The organism is Fortiea contorta PCC 7126 (assembly GCF_000332295.1).
Taxonomy (GTDB): Bacteria; Cyanobacteriota; Cyanobacteriia; order Cyanobacteriales; family Nostocaceae; genus Fortiea; species Fortiea contorta.
Window position 1 is genome coordinate 1,260,983 of sequence record NZ_KB235930.1, and the last position, 19,378, is coordinate 1,280,360.

General features: G+C 42.0%; 17 protein-coding genes and 1 other RNA gene. 5 read left to right on the plus strand and 13 right to left on the minus strand.

Going from position 1 to position 19,378, the window contains the following annotated elements:
- Window positions 1-42 precede the first annotated feature (42 nt).
- Both MIC7126_RS0106065 and MIC7126_RS0106070 read left to right on the plus strand, forming a co-directional pair.
- Window positions 43-1,326 carry an ankyrin repeat domain-containing protein gene (locus tag MIC7126_RS0106065; protein ID WP_017652239.1) on the plus strand — a complete coding sequence of 428 codons (1,284 nt, stop codon included), beginning with the start codon at window positions 43-45 and terminating at the stop codon, window positions 1,324-1,326.
- Window positions 1,327-1,762: 436 nt separating this feature from the next.
- The gene (locus MIC7126_RS0106070; protein ID WP_017652240.1) at window positions 1,763-2,272 is read left to right on the plus strand and encodes a cobalamin biosynthesis protein; all 510 of its coding nucleotides are present in this window, start codon (window positions 1,763-1,765) and stop codon (window positions 2,270-2,272) included.
- Here the strand turns inward: MIC7126_RS0106070 and MIC7126_RS0106075 are convergent.
- The 10 genes from MIC7126_RS0106075 to MIC7126_RS0106120 all read right to left on the minus strand — a co-directional run bounded on the left by MIC7126_RS0106075 (window position 2,256) and on the right by MIC7126_RS0106120 (window position 11,150).
- Window positions 2,256-2,609, minus strand: a complete 354-nt coding sequence (locus tag MIC7126_RS0106075) for a phage holin family protein (protein ID WP_017652241.1) — start codon at window positions 2,607-2,609, stop codon at window positions 2,256-2,258. The two genes, MIC7126_RS0106070 and MIC7126_RS0106075, sit on opposite strands and share 17 nt — an antisense overlap.
- Before the next feature lie 155 nt (window positions 2,610-2,764).
- Window positions 2,765-3,508: a peptidoglycan-binding domain-containing protein gene (locus MIC7126_RS0106085; RefSeq protein WP_017652242.1), complete on the minus strand. Its 744-nt coding sequence runs from the start codon at window positions 3,506-3,508 to the stop codon at window positions 2,765-2,767.
- A 178-nt stretch (window positions 3,509-3,686) separates the two neighbouring features.
- Window positions 3,687-4,958: a M16 family metallopeptidase gene (locus tag MIC7126_RS0106090; RefSeq protein ID WP_017652243.1), complete on the minus strand. Its 1,272-nt coding sequence runs from the start codon at window positions 4,956-4,958 to the stop codon at window positions 3,687-3,689.
- Window positions 4,959-5,044: 86 nt separating this feature from the next.
- On the minus strand, window positions 5,045-6,286 hold the full coding sequence (locus MIC7126_RS0106095; RefSeq protein ID WP_026100067.1) for a M16 family metallopeptidase: 1,242 nt from the start codon (window positions 6,284-6,286) through the stop codon (window positions 5,045-5,047).
- A gap of 348 nt (window positions 6,287-6,634) precedes the next feature.
- A non-coding RNA gene (gene ssrS, locus MIC7126_RS28810) (6S RNA) lies at window positions 6,635-6,817 on the minus strand.
- 60 nt (window positions 6,818-6,877) lie between these two features.
- Complete coding sequence (locus tag MIC7126_RS0106100) at window positions 6,878-8,032, minus strand: 5-(carboxyamino)imidazole ribonucleotide synthase (protein ID WP_017652245.1); 1,155 nt, start codon at window positions 8,030-8,032, stop codon at window positions 6,878-6,880.
- On the minus strand, window positions 8,029-8,517 hold the full coding sequence (locus tag MIC7126_RS0106105; RefSeq protein ID WP_026100068.1) for a pentapeptide repeat-containing protein: 489 nt from the start codon (window positions 8,515-8,517) through the stop codon (window positions 8,029-8,031). Before MIC7126_RS0106105 ends, MIC7126_RS0106100 begins: the two co-directional genes overlap by 4 nt.
- Before the next feature lie 227 nt (window positions 8,518-8,744).
- The gene (locus MIC7126_RS0106110; protein ID WP_017652248.1) at window positions 8,745-9,632 is read right to left on the minus strand and encodes a hypothetical protein; all 888 of its coding nucleotides are present in this window, start codon (window positions 9,630-9,632) and stop codon (window positions 8,745-8,747) included.
- A gap of 48 nt (window positions 9,633-9,680) precedes the next feature.
- The gene (locus MIC7126_RS0106115; RefSeq protein ID WP_017652249.1) at window positions 9,681-10,190 is read right to left on the minus strand and encodes a hypothetical protein; all 510 of its coding nucleotides are present in this window, start codon (window positions 10,188-10,190) and stop codon (window positions 9,681-9,683) included.
- A 306-nt stretch (window positions 10,191-10,496) separates the two neighbouring features.
- Window positions 10,497-11,150: a class I SAM-dependent methyltransferase gene (locus tag MIC7126_RS0106120; RefSeq protein WP_017652250.1), complete on the minus strand. Its 654-nt coding sequence runs from the start codon at window positions 11,148-11,150 to the stop codon at window positions 10,497-10,499.
- Between the two features lie 137 nt (window positions 11,151-11,287).
- On the opposite strand from MIC7126_RS0106120, the gene MIC7126_RS0106125 reads away from it, so the two are divergent.
- From MIC7126_RS0106125 to MIC7126_RS0106140, 3 genes are all read left to right on the plus strand, one after another.
- Window positions 11,288-13,033, plus strand: coding sequence for an ArnT family glycosyltransferase (locus MIC7126_RS0106125; RefSeq protein ID WP_017652251.1), 1,746 nt, complete (start codon window positions 11,288-11,290; stop codon window positions 13,031-13,033).
- Window positions 13,034-13,492: 459 nt separating this feature from the next.
- The gene (locus MIC7126_RS0106135; protein ID WP_017652253.1) at window positions 13,493-14,773 is read left to right on the plus strand and encodes an MFS transporter; all 1,281 of its coding nucleotides are present in this window, start codon (window positions 13,493-13,495) and stop codon (window positions 14,771-14,773) included.
- A 59-nt stretch (window positions 14,774-14,832) separates the two neighbouring features.
- On the plus strand, window positions 14,833-15,414 hold the full coding sequence (locus MIC7126_RS0106140) for a Uma2 family endonuclease (RefSeq protein ID WP_017652254.1): 582 nt from the start codon (window positions 14,833-14,835) through the stop codon (window positions 15,412-15,414).
- Here the strand turns inward: MIC7126_RS0106140 and MIC7126_RS0106145 are convergent.
- The 3 genes from MIC7126_RS0106145 to acs all read right to left on the minus strand — a co-directional run bounded on the left by MIC7126_RS0106145 (window position 15,411) and on the right by acs (window position 19,166).
- Complete coding sequence (locus MIC7126_RS0106145) at window positions 15,411-16,169, minus strand: Uma2 family endonuclease (protein WP_017652255.1); 759 nt, start codon at window positions 16,167-16,169, stop codon at window positions 15,411-15,413. The two genes, MIC7126_RS0106140 and MIC7126_RS0106145, sit on opposite strands and share 4 nt — an antisense overlap.
- Window positions 16,170-16,419: 250 nt before the next feature.
- Window positions 16,420-17,040 carry a tetratricopeptide repeat protein gene (locus MIC7126_RS0106150; RefSeq protein WP_017652256.1) on the minus strand — a complete coding sequence of 207 codons (621 nt, stop codon included), beginning with the start codon at window positions 17,038-17,040 and terminating at the stop codon, window positions 16,420-16,422.
- Window positions 17,041-17,195: 155 nt separating this feature from the next.
- A complete protein-coding gene (acs, locus tag MIC7126_RS0106155; RefSeq protein ID WP_017652257.1) occupies window positions 17,196-19,166 on the minus strand; it encodes an acetate--CoA ligase in 1,971 nt (656 codons plus the stop codon).
- Between the last annotated feature and the right edge of the window lie 212 nt (window positions 19,167-19,378).

Consider the following 19,378-nt stretch of genomic DNA (forward strand, 5'->3'; position numbering starts at 1 on the left):
TTTTAAGGTTTCAAAGAAGTCTGCTGGTGCGGAATCTCATCCATGACTGAAAATAACGATATTTCGCTGGTGATGGCTGCTAAAAGTGGTGATATCAAACGGCTGTGTGGACTGATAGCGGCTGGTGTTAAGGTGGACGTGTGCGATCGCGATGGCACTACGGCGTTAATGTTTGCTGCGAATTTAGGCTACACGGAAATTGTGCGATCGCTGCTGGATGCAGGTGCTAATATTAATTTGCCCAGAAGGCGCTATGGCTTGACGGCTTTGATGTTGGCTGCGAGTGCTAATCAACTAGATACTGTCAAGCTTTTGGTTGCTAGAGGTGCTGATGTCAATGTTGTCAATGAAGATGGCAGCACGGCGTTGATGGCAGCAGCGGTTAAGGGTTATGTTGATGTGGTGAAAGTTTTGTTAGCTGCCGGCGCCCTGGTGGATGTCGCCGATCAAGATAATGACACAGCTTTAAAGTTGGCAGTTAAACAAGGACATGCCATTATAGTTGAGAGCTTACTACAAAAAAACGCAAATGTCAATATCCAAGATGAAGATGGCGAAACATTGCTGATGATTGCTGCAGATTTGGGACATTTGCATGTGGTGGAAACTTTGTTGGCTACTGGGGCTGATGTGCAAATAAAAAACGCCGCTGGTGGAACAGCGCTGTTAGCAGCTGCGGCTGGGGGACAAAGTGCGATCGCTACAACTTTACTTGATCGCGGTGCTGATGTTAATCTGCAAGATGAAGATGGGGAAACTGCGCTACATCTGGCTGTTGTCGAGGGTTACATTGATGTAGTGGAGGTGTTACTTAATCGGGGTGCGGATGCAAAAATTAGAAACCATTTAGGTGATACACCAATACTAGTAGCAGCGTTGCAAGGACACAGCCAAATAGTTGAGCTGCTGTTGCGTTCTGGTGTAGACATTAATCAGAAAAATCTGGGTGAAACCCCTTTGACACTAGCTGCATCCCAAGGACATACTCAAACGGTGCGGGTGTTACTGGATGGTGGTGCGGATGTTAATTTACCTAGCGACGACGGGAAAACGGCTTTAATTAAAGCAGCAGAACGTCACCGCATTGAGGTAATGCAGTTATTACTAGCTCAGGGAGCTAATGTGAATTTTCAAGATGCTGCTGGAGCAACAGCGTTAATGTGGGCGGCTTCTGGAGGTAATCGCCAAGCTGTAGAGATATTACTACAAGCCGGAGCGGATGTAAATTTGCGAAATCGCGGCGGATATACGGCTTTGATGCTGGCTGAATTTAATGGCTTTAGGGATGTGGTGCGGAGTTTGCGAACATCTGGGGCCCAGGAGTAATGATATTTATTTGAAATTTTGGAGATGAAGCAAAAGCAACATCTCTACATTTATAGGACTCATATTTGATTTTGAGAAAAAACTCATTACACTTTTATTCCTTCTTCCCTATTCCCTATATATTCATATCAGGAGTAAAACTCTATAAGAAGAAATTGAAACACCAAGATAGAGAAGGCAAAATGCTTGCACTTCACCAATATTAAGGAAGCAAAAATTAATCGGGAAATCTACCTTTTATTTTTTAACTTTTGCCTGTTCTCTCTCTTGGCGTTTCCTACTGTGCTAGATGTGAATAATATATAGTTTTTAATTTGGGAGAAAAGTATTCTAGCGATCACTTTTGATGTATCATACTGAACCTGAATGGTAATAACCCAAATATTGAGGTTAATTCGCCGATATTCACAGAATTATCGATAAATTAAAATTTTCCATGCATCAAAAAACCTCTAACTCGCAGAATAATCAACAAGTTTTGTGGGTGGGAATTGGTTGTCAGCGCGGTACTTCATGGGAGTTGATAGCGACAGCAATTGAGCAAGTGTGTAGAGATTATCAATTGAATGAAAGTGCGATCGCAGGTATTGCTACCATTGATACTAAAGCCTCAGAAGCGGGTTTAGTAGAACTTTGCCGTTTGTACCATTGGTGTCTGAAAACTTTTCCCGCAGAAGTTCTTAGCACTATTTCCATTCCCAATCCATCGCCAATTATTGCCAAAGTAACGGGAACTCCTAGTGTAGCGGAGGCTGCGGCTTTGTGTGCAGGTCTAGATTTATCTCAAACTAGCACTCAAAAATCAGCGCCTTTCACCAGACAAGTGCGCCGAGAAATAGAGGTAAATTTACTAGTTCCTAAAACAATTTTTCGCTTAGATTCACAGCCAGGAACAGTGACTGTAGCTGTGGCAAAAATAGTCGGGAGTATTACTCAACAACTCTGAGAAAATAGTTAATAATACTAGACACAATCGCTAATACAATTGACCCTAATAAGGCAGATCCAAAGTTTTGGATTTCAAACAAATTGCGGGGAGTTAAAGCGCTGGCTAGCAAAAGCGTCACCGCATTGAGCACAAATGTAAATAAACCAAATGTGAGTAAAGTAATGGGAAATGCTAAGAAACTTAAAATTGGGCGAATAAAGGCATTTACTAACCCAATGACAATAGCCGTAATTAAAGCAGCGACAAAATTTTTGATGGAGAATCCAGGTACGATATGGGCGGTGATGACTAAGGCTACCGCTGTACCCAGCCAAGTTAGTAGGAAATTTTTCATAATTTATGTTTAAGCATGTATTCCAGAATTGAAAATATTTTGGGTATGGGGGGGTGGGGAGTGATATTAAGATTGATACACGTAGGGAAGCTCTTGAAGCAGGGGGAGCAGGGGGAGCAAAATTGAATTGCTCCATCTCCAATTTAGTGATATTTCTAACGTTGTTGAGATGGTCGTTTGAGTATAATTTCCCAGGTGGCGCCACCAGCTACACCATCGGCTTCAAGACCATACCGGCTTTGCAAGGCTTTAACTGCTGTTTCTGTGGAAACACGAAAGTTACCATCTATACTTCCTTTAAAAAAGCCCAGTTTTTGTAGTTGTGTTTGTAACCTAACAACTTCCGTACCACGATTGCCTAAACGCAAAATGGGCATTCCTTCTGCTGTGTACTGAATTCCAGGGGTGCGTTCTGAAACTGGTATGGGTGTAATCCGTGCTGGTTGTTGTCTGGAAGTCGTAGACCGTGTGGGTTTAGCTGGTCTGGGTTCTGGTCGAGAATTCACAACTCTAGTGGTGTTATTAGTCCGGGTGGGAACAGTTAGAGTTGTGACAGCGGTGGGTGTCGGTCTAGTGGTGGGGACGGCGGTTGTCACCGTCGTGGGTTCGTTGGGAAATAATTTTTGCCACGTGGGGGGGTCAACAACGCCGTCTGGATTCAAACCTGCTGCTTGCTTAAACTGAGAAACGGCGCTAGCGGTACTATCTTTATAAACGCCATCCACCGTACCCGTATAAAAGCCTAATAATTTTAAAGCTGCTTGCAGTTCAGATACGCGCTCGCCTTGACTACCTATGTTCAGAGTGGGGCGATTGATGGTTTCTGCTGGCAATATTTGAGCGATTTGCTGTGGTGCGGCCGTTGATACTACCGCCCAGGAGACAATGAACGGAGGCATGGATGAAAACAGGAGTAACCAATAAAACTTGTTAGTGCACCGGAAACGCAATGGTTTCTGTGAATCTAAGTAGTTGAAGATACTTGATGACAAGCTGCCTTTCATGGGATTTGCTACCTGAGTCTTCATGATGCTTATATTACAGCCCCTGGGTAGATGTAGTCATAGGCATATTAGCTTATGCGATCGCACTATTGATAGCTGCTTCTGGGCCGACTAAGGACAAATAAGGCGCTTGTAAGTACTGATGAGCGGCGGCTATGGTATCTTGAACCTGCACGTCTGCAATCATTTCCGGGAATTTTTGGTCAAATTCAATTCCTAAACCTAAAGTTTCATACCAGCCGAAAACCTGAGCAATTTGACCGTTAGTTTGTTTACCTAGAGCATACTGTCCGAGAATTTTGTTTTTCGCAGCTTGGAAAGCATCGGTTGATACTTCTGTATGACTGAGTAATTCTACTTCTGTGCGTAGTCCTTGCAAAGCGATGCTGGTATTTTCCGGTGCTGTGCCCATATAAACCACGAATGAGGCGGGAAATAGCCTTGTAGGGTAAAATGCGGATACCTCATAGGCTAAACCTTGTTTTTCGCGTAATTCCACAAACAGGCGACTGGAAAGTCCATTTCCCAGATAGGTAGACAACAATTTGAGTGCAGCGTAATCGGGAGAACTGACTGAGGGCGCCAAATAACCCAACATAACAATTGATTGCTGTGTCTGTAGGGGCTTGATTTGGTGCTGGGGTTTTGATTTAATATCAGGAAAGTTTTGGATTGGTGGGGCTGTGGTGGTAGCTTGCCAATCACCAAAAATATCTGTGACTAATTTTAAAGCTCCGGCTGATGTAATTCGCCCCGCCACACTAATGACTATATTATCTGGACGAAAATAAGTCTGGTGATAGTTGACTAAATCGGCGCGAGTTAGTCGGCTCATGGTGGTTTCGTCTCCCAAAACTGACATGGCGTAGGGATGGTCTTGATACATCACCTGTCGCAGTTGGTCAAAAGCGATGGTAAAGGGCTGTTCTTTTTGGGAGCGGATATCTTGGAGTGCTAGACGCCGTTCTAGTTCGACTTGGGTTTCGGGGAAAGTGGGCGATCGCACTATTTGCCCCGCTAATGCTAAAATCTCTGGAAAATCTGACGTTACTGTTTTCAAAGACAGCAAAAAGTAATCGGTGGAGGTATCTGCACTCAAACTCGCTCCCACCGATTCAACTTTTTCCGCAATCTCTAAACTAGAAAGTCCATCACATCCTTTTGTCATCACCGCTGAGAGCAAGTGTGCTAGACCAGCCTGTTCCCGCGTTTCGCAACAGCTACCAGCACGCACAAAAATCCGCGCCGCAATAATATCAGCAGCCGGATTCTCTGTCACCAGCACCACAATCCCATTGCTGAGGACGGTACGGTCAATGGGTGATTTTTGCAGCAAAGTTGTCATTTGTCATTTGTCCTTTGTCATTGGTTATTTGTGATTGGTTATTTGTTAGCTGACGACAACTCCTCATCCTGAACCTGTTTCTATAATTAACAGGGTTTGAGTATAGTCACGGCGTAATTTTTGGGAGAAAGATACTGTTTAGCTAATTTTTGCAGTTCTTGCGGAGCAAATGATTGAATTTGTTGGGGATATGTGACTGCTAATTCAGCTTGGGCGACGGTGTTGTAGTATCCATAAAGTCCAGTGAGTTGATTTGGCGTTTCTGTGGAAAAGGCGTAATCATTACACAGTAACCTTTGCGCTCGTGCTAGCTCTGCTTGGCTAATTTGTGTCTGCTGCAAATTTTCTAAGTGAGCACAAATCAATGACTCGACTTGCTGTAAGTCTTCTGGCTCCAGCCAAGCGGTGATGGTAAATAAGCTCGATTCTCGCTGTAGGGAAAAATTGCTACAAATTCCTTGTACTATTTGTAATTCTTCTCGCAAATCACGTACTAAACGAGAAGTCCGCCCCTCGGAAAGGATGACTGATAGTAAATTTAGCCCATAACCAGCCCGGAGTTGGGCGACACCTGGGGCTGTCCACGCCATCAGCAAGCGCGCCTGTTCTAGCCGTGGTAGGTACATTTGTTGACGGCGAATGTCGGTGATTGTGGGCTGGGAAATTTTCGCCAATTGGGGACTATCCAATGGTTCCGCAAAATTTTTAAAGGAGGAATCTACTAAATTTAGGGCTAAATCTTGGGTAATTCCCCCAACAATCACCACTGTCATATTTTCTGGTTGGTAGTAAGTCCGATGAAACTGGCGCATGGCTGCTGGCGATTGCTGCATCAGTTCTCGTTCTGTACCTAATACTGAACGACCGTATGGGTGAAGCGGGTAGATACTCTCCAGCAGGGCTTGAAATCCTACCCAGTCTGGATCATCATGATATGAACGAATTTCTTCTAAAACTACATCCCGTTCCCGGATAAATTCATCTTCAGGAATGGCAGCATTTAGCAATAAATCTCCCAGGTGGGGCAGAGTTTCTGTTAAATCAGGGGCGGCGGTTGTCAGGGAATAATGAGCATAATCATAACTTGTAGCTGCGTTACTCACTCCTCCTCGGTTTTCAATGTTATAATCGAAAGCCCCAGGGGGTAATGTCGCAGTCCCCTTAAAAATCATATGTTCTAAAAAGTGAGCCATACCAAACCACGGCTCTTGTTCCAAGGTAGCTCCAGCCCGTACCCAAACATCAGCCACAACTACCGGGGTAGTGGGAATCTGTTGATGAATAAACGTCAAACCATTGTCTAATCGGAAGACCGATGCCGGAAACACGGTTTTAGTCAATTGTTGTTGTGACAATTTTTGTAGTTTTAACCACAATTTAACGCAATTTTGCCATCTTAACTCTGAAAGATTCTCAATTTAGAATCAATTTATACAGATTTTATTTTCAACAGTCTCTATGGGCAATTTTTTATGAAATTTGCAGGGGTATGTTGATGAGAGACGCGACATTTCCCATCTCTAAACAGAATTTTCAGGTGTTATCCCAAATAAGGATTTGAGATATCGACAAAACCCCAAATCCAAAAGCCAAAATATATATCAGGTATTCGCTAATCTTTAAAGAAAATAATTAAAGCTCCCAAGTTATTTGTGTTCTTGGGAGCTAAAAATTTTGAGTTCACCGCGACGCCGTTTTACCTAAGTTTATGACCTGGTTAAACCAGGTGGGAACCTAAATTCCTCGTTTAAAGTTTCCGGGTACATGCCCGGTCTACTGCCACGAAAACAGTTGATTCCCTTTTCTTTAAAGGCATAGATCAAAAAACTTGATGGCAGTCACCAACGTCGTAGTGCAACTAGTTCATTATAGCTTCCTCAAAAATGTTGTGTGTTTTGGATAGAAATTTTTTGATAATTTTAGCTGGGATACCAAATAGATTCTATGTTTTGCGCGATCGCTATTGCTGTATCTCGGTGCTGGTGCTCTAATAAAACGGTAACATGCCCCAGTTTGCGTCCTGGACGTAGTTCTGTTTTTCCGTACCAATGGACATGGGTTTGGGGAATTGCAGTTAATTGTTGCAGTTTGTTTTTATAGTCGATTTGCGAATTTTCATACCCCAGGAGGTTGACCATAACGGCCGCATCTGCTTTCATTGATGGATCACCTAGAGGTAAACCGCAGACTGCTCTGAGATGTTGCTCAAATTGGGAAGTTTGGCAGGCGTCTAGGGAGAAATGGCCGGAATTGTGGGTACGGGGGGCGATTTCATTCACCAACACTTGACCATCGATGGTGAGGAATAGCTCAATCCCAAAAATACCCACCGCTTGGAGGTTATGTAATAAAGTATGAGCGATCGCTGCTATTTTTGCTCCTTGTTGGGTGGTGATTGCGGCTGGTGCGATTACTCGGCGACAAACTTGTTGTTGTTGTTGGGTTTCCACCACCGGATAATTGACAATTTCACCATCTACAGAACGGGCGGCAATTATAGCTAACTCTTGTGTAAAAGGAACAAATTCTTCTATTAAATATAGCGACTGATTTGCAGTTTGATTGTGAATAAGATTCAGCTTTTGTTGCCAAGTTTCTTTATCAGCAATAATAAAAGTACCTTGACCATCATAACCGTGGCGTCGTGATTTTAAGACTACAGGAAAACCCAGAGATGCAATTTTAGATTCGACGCGATCTAAATCTTGATCTAAGGCAAAAAAATCAGGAACAGGTAAGCCCAAATCTTTTAAATAACAGCGCTGGTGATATTTGTCTAACAGTGGAGCTAAAGCCGTCAAACTAGGACGAAAACAAACTTGTTGATTAGCTAACAGCGATAGAGCTTGTAAATCAACAAACTCATTTTCAAAAGTAATGATATCGCATTTTTTCGCTAAAATTTCCGTGGCGATCGCGTCGTCTACTGGTGCAAAAACAGTTTCTTGGGCAATACTGACAGCAGGGTCATCTTGACTAGGAGTTTGCACCACCAATTCTACACCTAATTTGTTGGCTGCATCTGCCATCATCCAGGCTAATTGTCCGCCACCAATTACACCAACACGCTTCATGGACATCCTAAAGAATCTCGCGTTTGCACACCTGTTTTTGAGTTGATTCCGCTAGCTTTACCACACAATTCTTTGATTTGCGCTCTATCTAAAATTGCATCTGTGAAGTCTGCACTACTAATATTTACATCAGTAAATACGGCTCGTAATAGCAAAGCTTCCTTGAAAACAGCGTCACTCAAATCTGCCTTGGTTAAGTTTACCTGATCAACTAGCGCATTCGTTAAATCGGCTCCGTGCAAATTCGTTTGTGTCATCACCGAAGCACTCAAAACTGCTCCCCGCAGGTCAGCACCTGCAAAGTTAGCTTGTTCTAAGTTGGCGTTGGAAAACTCAGCCCCTTGTAAAGTTTCTCCGGAAAAATCATGCCTTTTCATGTCTGCATTACTGAATGACAATGGACGAGTCCAGTCCGCCAGCGCCGGTAAAGTCACGCACCAGACTATTATTGCTAGAAGTAAAGCCAACCCTTGGCGCCAAAACATATTTAGTAGCCAGTTTGCTGTGTGAATTGTTGCATTCCAGCTTACCGCATTTCCATGACTCTGACTTCAAACGCCAGGAGTATAGAGTTTCTCATTTTATGATGATACATTTCATTGAGGTTAGGGGCTAGAAAATAGGGGCGCTTAGGCTAGCTAGGCTGTACCTCATCTAATTGGGAACTGCTGTAATACCAGTTCAAGATTTTATAGCCCCTAACCCCTCTTCTCTAAATCTCCGCTACAGCTCGTTCAATTAAGCGCCGTGCTAAGGTTTGTGTTCCTGTATGTTCGTAGTAATTTGTGGATACATCGAGGAAAGCGGCGAGGTAATCTAATTTATCATCAGCAATTTCCACAAAACTCTGCAAATTATGGACAACTTTTTGTGGGGTTAAATTATTGCTGGCGACGACGCCATTCATCCAACCTTTAACGGAATCAAAACTTTCACCGATAAAGTTGAGTTTACTAGCTGAATTACCGCCAGGAATTACGTCTTTGATATTTTGGAAAGTGGAGTTTTGTTCTAATTCTTGTGGGTTTGTGGTGTTCAGAAATGATAATGCTTTGAGGATAAAATCCGACCCTAGAGGTATCAAACCATCAACACAAATTAGCGCCACCATCCGAATTAGTGATTCGCCGCTATATTCGCCCAGTGAAGCAACAAAATCACCGATGCTATCTCCGGGAATACCGTTAATTTGACAGAAGGCGACTAACTCAGCGACTAATTTTAAAGTGAGGTCAATTGTTTGGGCTTTATCTGGTTTGGGAGTAACAGAATTTAAGAAACCTAAGAGGGGAATTTTTTCGCCTACTTTATTAGCTAAAGCTGCAGCACCTAATGCTCTATCTGTACTGTCAACGGTTTGATAGAGCCATAATGCTGTTTGATATCCTTGGGATTTGTCGTTGAAAAGATAGATTGCTCTTTCACCGATTTGCTGAATTAAATCTTCGTCGGTTTCGCCAGTCACAGTTTTAATTGTGTTGACAAAACCCACGGTATTTTGCCACTGTCCAGGGGCGACAAAATCGAGTGAATTTAACATCGAAATAGTTAAACCACCAGTCGGTAATTGGTCAACCAATTCAAAAATTGGTTTACTCATAAATATCTCCTTTTTGAGCGTTTTTGATGTCTATGTGCGGAAAGTAATTTATTTTTGTTGAGCTAGACCAGCTAAGTTAAATTTCTCAATCCAATCGGCGCGATCGCTTTCTGTAAATGTCGGATCTTTGGAAATCACTTTTACTTGAAATTTACCTACCAAAACCGAAGTTTGAGTGTTCCCAACGGTAACTGCGGGATAACCACCAATTTTCTTGGTGCTATTGGAGAATTTCGCGGCGGCACTAGGAAGGCTGGTAGTATCAGAGATAGCCAGTTGCGCTACAGTTTTACCGTCTTTTTTCAAGTTCGCTTCCGAAAAGCCTTTTTTCTCTTGAGTATAAACGCGCTGGTAGCCATCCCCTGCAGTCGGGAAGAATTTGTTTAATTTGCTACCTTGCGTCGCATCTTTAGCAACTGCTTGACCGCTTCTTTGTTGAGTACTTTCTCGCTGTACTTGGTCGAAACGACTAGGTGGTTTCGGCGCACAGGCTGTAACCAATAGTAATACTGACAGCAACAAAGCGGCTAGGATTCTACGCCCACGGGAAAAATTCATGTCTAGTTTCTCCATATTTGAGCTTTGAGGCAATTATCTATGCTGGTATGGGCTTTTACCGAGAAAATTTACTTTTTAATCATTATTTGGGTGATTATGAGTCGTTGGTCATTTGTCAAGATCGATTCTCCACCCCTCAGCTTCCCATTCCTTTCATATATAGCAGGGAACAGGGAACAGGGAACAGGAAACAGGGTTGAAAGTCGCTGTCTTGAAAAATTCTGAGACGCTCGCGGACTCGCTACCGCTGCGCTAACGGCGGAAGCCGCCGCTATCTCTAGGAGGGTTGTAGGTAAGACAATATGTCTAATTGGTTTCGCAACGATAAGCAACGACAGCATAAAATGGATCTCCCCCTGGCGCGCCTAACCATTGCAGAAAATTGGGTGCGGTTGACTTATTTATTACGGCTTCTGGGGCTGTAAATCCCGGTACTGAGGTAAAGTAGCGTTTGACTAGTTCTACCCTAGTTGCTTCGGAAGCATCGCGCCAAGCTTGGATGGCTTTTTGAAAAAACATGCGGTTGGAGAAGCTAATAATAGCCACACCACCGGGTTTGAGGATGCGGTGAATTTCGGAAAATATAGCTTCTGGATATTGCACATATTGTACAGAAACGCAATTGAGAACCGCATCAAATTCTTGATCTGGGAAGGGTAGCTGGGGATTTTCGTTGAGATTTTGCACAAAGTAATGATTAAATCTGGGATTACGTGCTAGTTCTTCGGTGTTGAGTCCGTGTCCTTCCACGTGAGCAAACTGCATTTCTTCTGGAAGATGCGATACCCAGCTGCTCATCATATCCAAAATGCGTGTGTTTGGTTTGAGTCGCTGACGATATAAATCAGTTAACTGCTGTATGAAGCCTTCATCAACGTGGGTGACGAAGCGGGGGTAAGCGTAAAATAACTTGTCGTCAGTTTCATCTAGCTTCAGGCGTTGATTTGGTCTAAATAGCATAAATTTTTGTTTTGTCCGATTTTTTTGCCAAACTATGCCTATTTTGGGTAGGCTTTTGCTTGAGAATTTTGTATACTGCCTTACGCATTTTCTAAACAGTATGAGTTAATTAGGCAACATCCAATTCATATTGATTAATGTTACATATACAAAAATTATTACAGGCTGTTGGGCAGCAAATCTATCGTTTGGTGCAATTTCCCTATGGCGGTCTGTTATTTTGGATACTGCCGCTGCTGCTATGTAATTCTGGCGATAGTAGTTTGATAGCCCATGATGAAGGTTTGTATGCTTGGCGATCGCGCCAAATGTTAGACTCTGGTGATTGGGTAGCACCTTGGGGTAATGCTCATCATAAAACCCCTGGTATTTATTGGTTAATTGCTATTAGCTATAAATTGTTTGGTGTTAGCGAAGCCAGCGCCCGACTTCCTAGTATGATTGCTGGAATTTTGTGTTTATTTATTCTCTATGAAATTGGCAATATATTTTTAGGAAAAAAAGTGGCTTGGCTAGCTGCTGCTATTTTAAGCGTGGAATTTCTCTGGCTGCAATCTTGTCGGTTAGCATCTCCGGATGTGCCGATGATTTTGTTAGTGCTGTTTGCTATTTTAGCATTTATTAAAACTGAATTATCTCGCAAATATAGCCATATTTGGATTTTTCTGGCTGGCTTAAGTTTTGGTTTAGGTTTTTTATTGCGAAGCTTTATGATTTTTTTGCCGATGGCGGCTTTATTACCTTATTTAATTGGTGAACATCGCCGTCATCGTCACCTCACTAACCCGATGTTTTATTTAGGATTTTTAACTGGTTTAATTCCGACTTTAATTTGGTTATGGTTGAGTTGGCGGCGCTATGGTCATCTGAGTTTTGGGGAGTTATTCAAGTTTGTTATAGATTTGAGTTCAGAAGACCGTAACCGCAATGGTCTTTTATTTTATGTGTGGAATATACCTTTAAAATCTTTTCCTTGGGGATTTTTCAGCCTTTTGGGTTTAGGTTTAACTATCTATCGTCCTATCCCTCGCTATCATTTAATATTAGTCGGTTTTCCTTTGGTATTGTTTGCTGAACTGAGTCTTTTTTCTACTCGCCTATCTCACTACGCCCTTTGTCTTTATCCCTTCATCGCTTTGTTAGCGGCTGTAGGTTTGGAATGGTTGAGCAGGATTTATGATGTAGCTTGGAAGTGTGGCGTTAACAATCCTGGTGGAGATGTAAAATTTGAGCTATGGCGTTGTTTTGGTTTTCAAAGTTATCACAACTGGCGTTACGCTTCTACATCTAAATTAAAAAATACCACATTATTTTATTTAGCAATATCTGCTATCAGAAATCTTCCTCGTTACCTGAGTTACGCTTTTGGTGTACTGGGTGTTGTAATTTTATTAGCAAGTATAGTTGCGCTAAATTCGCTTGATGTTGATATTAAAAAATATGCAATTACTGCTGCGATTTTAGGAATAGGTTGGTTAAGTTTACCTGTAGTTTGGATTTGTCGTTTTCATCTCCAGCAAAAGGTTTTCACATCTCGATATTGGATAGCGAGTTGGTTGATTCCTTGTTGGTTGAGTTTGGCTGTGGCTGGGGTTTTAGGTCTTTTAGGTGATTATAATCCTGAACTGAGAATGTTTTTTCAACAAAGAGCGATCGCCTCAATTCTCCAAACTCATCCTGTCTATTTCGCCCAAGCAGATGACAAAAACTCAATTCTGCTCAATTTCTACACTCCCATTCATGGTAAAAGAGTTAATAATCTATCCGAAATCCCAGTTTTTAGCTATGCTTGGATTTCCGCGCCAAAGATAGAAACTTTATCTCCAAATTATCGCATTATAGGTAGTGTTAAAAACTATCAATTGATTCAAGTTTTACCCTGAAAACAAACATAAAGCATCTGTTGTCAAAGAGAGCTAACCTAGTTACAAAAATACTAAGTACACTGTCTCTGGGGTAAAGGTTCCAATCGGTGTTAGGCGTTGATAATGCTTGAGGACTGTTTACGAACCAAATAAAGGTTCAAAGCCGAGTGGAATCGTGGAAACGCTCCCCTGATCTGGTTTCTCGCGCCACTTGCTACAATCGAGAAAATTTCTGCAGCGCAGTGGTTTGACGAAAAAATCTTTGTATTTCCTTTCATCGAGCACTGATTTAATCGCTGTAATCATCCGACTGGGTGAAGCTATGCTGTGATTTTTTTGCCAAAGTATTCCCTATAGCGATTAAATATTAGGCATATTCAATAAACGGTCATCAACGAAAACTAAAGATAGCCGTGATGTTTATTGTGTAACTATTTAATAAAAAAAACATGTATTCTCTATACTCACTCTTAATTTATGAAGACAAAAACAGCCCAAGAATGGCATATACCACCAGCCTTAAAATCAAAAAATTATCGTCTATTTTTTGCAGGACAAGGTATTTCTTTAATTGGGACATGGATGACGCAACTAGCTACAGTTTGGCTAGTTTATCACCTCACAAATTCAGCATTAATGTTGGGTGTTGTGGGTTTCACCAGTCAAATTCCCAGCTTCTTTCTAGCTCCTTTTGGGGGAGTATTTGTAGATAGATTTTCTAGGTATCATACCTTAATTGGTACGCAAATATTGGCGATGATGCAATCGTTAGCCTTGGCTGCATTAGCTCTGACTGACGTTATTCAGGTATGGCACATCATTGTTTTAAGCTTGTTTCAAGGATTTATTAATGCTTTGGATGCACCAGCAAGACAAGCATTTGTACCAGAATTGGTAGAGCGCCGAGAAGATTTAGCTAATGCGATCGCTATTAATTCAACTATGATTAATGGTGCGCGATTAATCGGCCCAGCAGTTGGGGGATTATTGATAGCAAATATCGGTATAGCTTACTGTTTTTTAGTTGATGGACTCAGTTATATTGCCGTCATTGCTGCTTTATTGGCAATGAAAATTAAGGCTAAAAAAACTCCAGTTAATAGCAAGAATGTGTTGCAACAAGTTAAAGAAGGTTTTGTATATGCCTTTAGCTTTCCACCCATCCGCTCTATTTTATTATTATCAGCTTTAGTCAGTTTGATGGGAATGCAAAATACTACTCTTGTACCAATATTTGCTAAAGAAATTCTCAAAGGCGGCGCAGAAACACTAGGATTTTTGATGGCGGCTTCAGGAGTTGGAGCATTAACAGGTGGAATTTATCTGGCTACGCGGCAAACAATTTTAGGAATTGGTAAATTAATTGCTTTAGCTCCCGGAATTTTAGGAATTGGTTTGATTGGTTTTGCTTTATCCCGATTTTTACCGCTTTCTTTATTTACAATGTTGTTTGTGGGTTTGGGAACAATTTTGCAAATCGCTGCTAGTAACACATTTTTACAAACAATTGTTGAGGAAGATAAACGCGGTAGATTGATGAGTTTATACACAATGTCATTTTTAGGGATGATACCCTTGGGTAATTTATTAGGAGGTTTTTTAGCTACTCATATTGGTGCTCCTAATACATTAATTATTGATGGAATAGTTTGTATTTTAGGAGCTATATTCTTTGCTAGAAAGTTACCTAATTTGCGGCAACTAGTTCGCCCAATTTATGAACAAAAGGGCATTATTATCAGTAATAAATCTTCTTAATATATGGCTAAATAGGCGTTAAAAATATGATAAAATCAGAGAAACTTTAAATTACTCAGATGATTATTAACGAAAGTAACTACTACATATCACCAGAAGAATATCTAGAAGGTGAGAAAGTTAGCCAAATTAAACACGAATATATAGATGGACAAGTCTACGCAATGGCTGGAGCGAGTGATGCTCATGTCACTGTCACAGGAAACTTGTTTACTCTGCTGCGAAGCCATCTTCGAGGGAGCGGTTGTCGTGTTTACATGCTAGATATGAAAGCACAAATTCAAACAAGTAACCGCTATTTTTATCCTGATGTGATGGTGACTTGCGATCAGCGAGATCGAGAATTTGAATATTTTAAATCTTATCCTTGCTTGATTGTAGAAGTGCTTTCCGAGTCAACAGAAGGGTTTGATAGAGGAAAGAAATTTGCTAGTTACCGAGAATTGGAATCGCTCCAAGAATATGTGCTAATTTCACCACGAAGAATGAATGTGGAATGTTTCCGTCGTAATCAGCAAGGAAGGTGGGAACTTTTCCCCTATACAAAAGAAGGGGAAGTATATTTAGCAAGTGTTGATTTTAGTTGTGCAATGACGGCGATATATGAGGATGTAGAATTGTTAGATGATGATGTTGATTAATCCAACATTTCTGGATCAATTCCTAAATTATTAAGTTCTTCCACAGATAGCGATCGCAGTTTCTCTACAATTCTCTCACGCTTACGTCGCTCAACCTCAGCCCGTTCTTCACCCGTCAACAATAAATTTCCTTTTGCATCCCACCACCGCAACCAAGGTAATTCTGCATTCTGATATGATCCTTGCCAAATCCCCAATTCTACTCCTAACGGTGAAATGGGATAATGTCCGCGATCGTTGGGCGCCATCAGTCGATAATTAAAATCTATCAGGTGGTAAACCTCAATTTGCGCTTTCGCTACTTCATAAATCCCATAGTAAGGGACGCGTATCGCCTGTTCATACACCCAAAATTTACCCACATTCCCACCCTCCCCGCGAGATGGTGGTGTTGTGTCTCTTTCTTCTGTACCGTCTCCAGAAACGAACTCCAGCACAATCAACGGCGCAACATACTCTTTCCACAGTACGTAAGAACGGCGCATTTTGCCGTCGAGAGTAGGCGGTACATTAGGTACATAAAACCAATCTGGCGCTTCTGCTCCTTTCTCTGGGGGATCTGTTAAGCGCCAGTAGATACCAGAATCTTGACCAATGCAATATTGACCATCAGGATGGAGTTGCTCTAGAACTGGTTTAATGGAGTCTGTAATTAAGATGCTTTGGGGATGCTCCTGAAGATTTTTCACAAATGTCCCATCTGAGTCTGGTAACTGAGTATGGTCGGGTAAAGTTAATGCCGATAGGGAAGTCATAGGCTTTAACCTAAGTGTTGGTTTAAATATTATTATAGATTGCTGTTTTGCTATCTTTTAAGATTTATTATTTTTAATTGATTATCTACATTAAAAATCAAGGTATATAGAAAAATTGCATGACAACATCTCTACCAAAAAATTAATCGGGTGGACAATCTGCTCACCCGATGACAATCACAAACTAAATTTTTACGGCTAATTAACTCACAAACAAGAGTCAAAAATCTTTTTCCTCTCAACCATAAATTCACGAAACATTGGGGTTATCTGCAGTTTTTAACTGTCGTAAAATCTCTTCCACTTGGTTAGCTTTTTCATTTCTATTTTGTGATTTGAAAATAGCGATCGCCTTTTCTAAAGAAGACACCGCCTTATCTTTTTTATTCGTTTGCCACAATACCAGAGCAGAATTAGTTAATGCATCTGCATAATTAGGATTAATTTCTAGAGCTTTCTGGTATTCAGCCATAGCCTCATCCCAGCGACTTTGGCTAGCATAAACCATACCCACGGCATTGTAAGCTAGAGCATATTGTGATTTGAACTTAATCGCTTCACGATAAGCACTAATAGCTTCTTCCGGTCTTTTCTGATAAAAAAGTATGTTTCCTAATTGAAAGTGTCCAAAAGCATCTTGGGGAAACTTTTTAAGAAATTTGCGGAAGTTCTCCTCTGCTGCTTTTAGATTTCCCTGATTATATAAAGAATTCGCTTGTTGTAAAAGTTGCGATCGCTCTGTTTGTTCATTGTCTGACAACTGCGCCAATTTTTGCGGTTGTTGTCTTTCTCTAGTTAATTGTACAGTGGCAGTTTTGCTAGGATTTGCTAACACTGGAGATGATATCAAAATTGGGGTGATGATACTCAATGTTATGCAGCCAAGTTGTCTCCTCAACCTCATTGCTCTCAATGCCTCAATAATGTCCTAACCCCATGATAAATTGTCGGCGCGTTATCTATTGACATAACGCGCCACAATTGTGATTTGACTACCAGTAGTGTTTACAACAGATGGAAAATAATTTACGCACCTTCGCGCAATTTATCTAATACACTGCGATCTTCCAGAGTTGAAGTATCACCAGATACCTCTTGTCCGGCGGCTAAATTTCGCAGTAATCGCCGCATAATTTTACCTGAGCGGGTTTTGGGTAAAGCGTCTGTAAACCGGATTTCACCAGGACGAGCGATCGCTCCTATTTCTTTAACTACGTGTTGCTTTAGTTCTTTACTCAGTTCTTCGCTACCTTGATAAGTTCCTTCTAGTGTCACAAAAGCGACAACCTCCTCACCCTTAAGTTCGTCAGGTTTACCGACTACCGCCGCTTCCGCAACCGCCGGATGGGACACCAAAGCTGATTCTACTTCCATCGTCCCCAAGCGATGACCTGACACATTTAATACATCGTCAACCCGTCCCATTACCCAGAAGTAACCGTCTTCATCTTTTCTTGCTCCATCTCCGGCGAAGTAAGTATATTTACCATTTTGCGGGGGGATATGTTCCCAATAGGTGCGGCGAAAGCGTTCTGGGTCGTTATATACTGTCCGCATCATTCCCGGCCAAGGATGACGCACCGCTAGATAACCGCCTTCGTTATCAGGGACGGAATTACCGTCTAAATCGACGATATCTGCAATGATTCCCGGAAAAGGTCTAGTTGCGGAACCTGGTTTAGTGGGAATTGCTCCTGGTAGTGGTGTAATCATAATCCCACCCGTTTCAGTTTGCCACCAAGTATCAACAATTGGGCAACGTTCGCCACCAATAACTTTGTGATACCACATCCAAGCTTCGGGGTTGATGGGTTCGCCGACGGTTCCCAACAACCGCAAGGATGAGAGATTACGTGCGTTGGGATGTTGTTCACCCATTTTGATAAACGCGCGAATGGCGGTAGGTGCGGTATAAAAAATCGTGACGCCATATTTTTCAATCACATCCCAGAAACAGCCTGGATTAGACCCACGGGGCGCACCTTCATACATTACCGTTGTCGCACCGTTGGAAAGGGGGCCGTAGACAATGTAGCTGTGACCAGTAATCCAGCCGACATCCGCAGTACACCAGTAGATATCGGTGTCTTGGAGGTCGAAAATCCACTTGGTGGTTTGATGAGTGTATAAGTTATAACCACCTGTTGTATGGACAACACCCTTTGGTTTGCCAGTGCTACCAGAAGTATAGAGGATAAATAGCATATCTTCACTGTCCATTGGTTCGGCGGGACAGTCAGCAGATACGCCTTTTTGCAATTCGTGCCACCAGTGGTCGCGCGTAGGTTCCATGTGTGTTTCTTGACCTGTACGCTTGACGACCAACACATTTTTGACGTTGGGAACAGCGTCATCGGCTAAAGCTTTGTCCACCTGTTCTTTGAGAGGAACGATCGCATCTTTGCGCCAACCACCATCCGCAGTGATCACTAACTTGGCTTCTGCATCGATGAGGCGATCGCGCAGAGCTTCCGCGCTGAAACCGCCAAATACTACACTATGGGGAGCGCCAATTCTGGCACAGGCTAACATAGCGATCGCTGCTTCTGGAATCATAGGCATATAAATACCAATGCGATCGCCCTTTTGTACCCCCAACTGCTTCAACACATTGGCAAACTGACAAACTTCGCGGTGCAATTGAGCATAGGTAAGAGTCCGCGAATCTCCTGGTTCCCCTTCCCAAATCAGCGCCGCTTTATTTTTGCGCCAATTGGTGAGATGTCTGTCAAGACAGTTGTAAGAAATATTAATCTTACCGCCAACAAACCACTTAGCAAAAGGCGGTTGCCAGTCTAACACCTTGTCCCATTTTTTGAACCAGTGCAACTCAATTTCTGCCAACTCTCCCCAGAATTGCTGAGGGTCAGCTTTAGCTTTATCGTAAAGTTCCTGATAATCCGTCAGATTTCTGATGTATGCGTTTTCAGAGAACTTCTCAGGAGGATAAAATAGACGATTCTCTTGTAGGATTGATTCTATGGTTGGTTGAGACATGTTTATAACACGGTGGTGACTGAGAACTATTCTGTAATGGAATTCACTCAGATTAATTTTGTTTTTCGTTAAGATATGATGATATTTATAGTATAGTTGCTCACATTTACTGGAAAAGCCAGTGATGGTGGCTCGAAGGGATGAGGGGTGAGACAAGAGAGATTTTTTGGTTTGGTTATAGACTATTAGACATATCAGAAAATAGATCCACA

Bases quoted from the DNA above. Each gene is read 5' to 3' on its own strand.
- MIC7126_RS0106125 (WP_017652251.1), top strand. From the start codon at position 11,288: ATGTTACATATACAAAAATTATTACAGGCTGTTGGGCAGCAAATCTAT.
- MIC7126_RS0106115 (WP_017652249.1), bottom strand. From the start codon at position 10,190: ATGAATTTTTCCCGTGGGCGTAGAATCCTAGCCGCTTTGTTGCTGTCA.
- MIC7126_RS0106075 (WP_017652241.1), bottom strand. From the start codon at position 2,609: ATGAAAAATTTCCTACTAACTTGGCTGGGTACAGCGGTAGCCTTAGTC.
- MIC7126_RS0106100 (WP_017652245.1), bottom strand. From the start codon at position 8,032: ATGAAGCGTGTTGGTGTAATTGGTGGCGGACAATTAGCCTGGATGATG.
- MIC7126_RS0106145 (WP_017652255.1), bottom strand. From the start codon at position 16,169: ATGACTTCCCTATCGGCATTAACTTTACCCGACCATACTCAGTTACCA.
- MIC7126_RS0106110 (WP_017652248.1), bottom strand. From the start codon at position 9,632: ATGAGTAAACCAATTTTTGAATTGGTTGACCAATTACCGACTGGTGGT.
- MIC7126_RS0106140 (WP_017652254.1), top strand. From the start codon at position 14,833: ATGATTATTAACGAAAGTAACTACTACATATCACCAGAAGAATATCTA.
- MIC7126_RS0106135 (WP_017652253.1), top strand. From the start codon at position 13,493: ATGAAGACAAAAACAGCCCAAGAATGGCATATACCACCAGCCTTAAAA.
- acs (WP_017652257.1), bottom strand. From the start codon at position 19,166: ATGTCTCAACCAACCATAGAATCAATCCTACAAGAGAATCGTCTATTT.
- MIC7126_RS0106085 (WP_017652242.1), bottom strand. From the start codon at position 3,508: ATGCCTCCGTTCATTGTCTCCTGGGCGGTAGTATCAACGGCCGCACCA.
- MIC7126_RS0106090 (WP_017652243.1), bottom strand. From the start codon at position 4,958: ATGACAACTTTGCTGCAAAAATCACCCATTGACCGTACCGTCCTCAGC.
- MIC7126_RS0106105 (WP_026100068.1), bottom strand. From the start codon at position 8,517: ATGTTTTGGCGCCAAGGGTTGGCTTTACTTCTAGCAATAATAGTCTGG.
- MIC7126_RS0106065 (WP_017652239.1), top strand. From the start codon at position 43: ATGACTGAAAATAACGATATTTCGCTGGTGATGGCTGCTAAAAGTGGT.
- MIC7126_RS0106070 (WP_017652240.1), top strand. From the start codon at position 1,763: ATGCATCAAAAAACCTCTAACTCGCAGAATAATCAACAAGTTTTGTGG.
- MIC7126_RS0106120 (WP_017652250.1), bottom strand. From the start codon at position 11,150: ATGCTATTTAGACCAAATCAACGCCTGAAGCTAGATGAAACTGACGAC.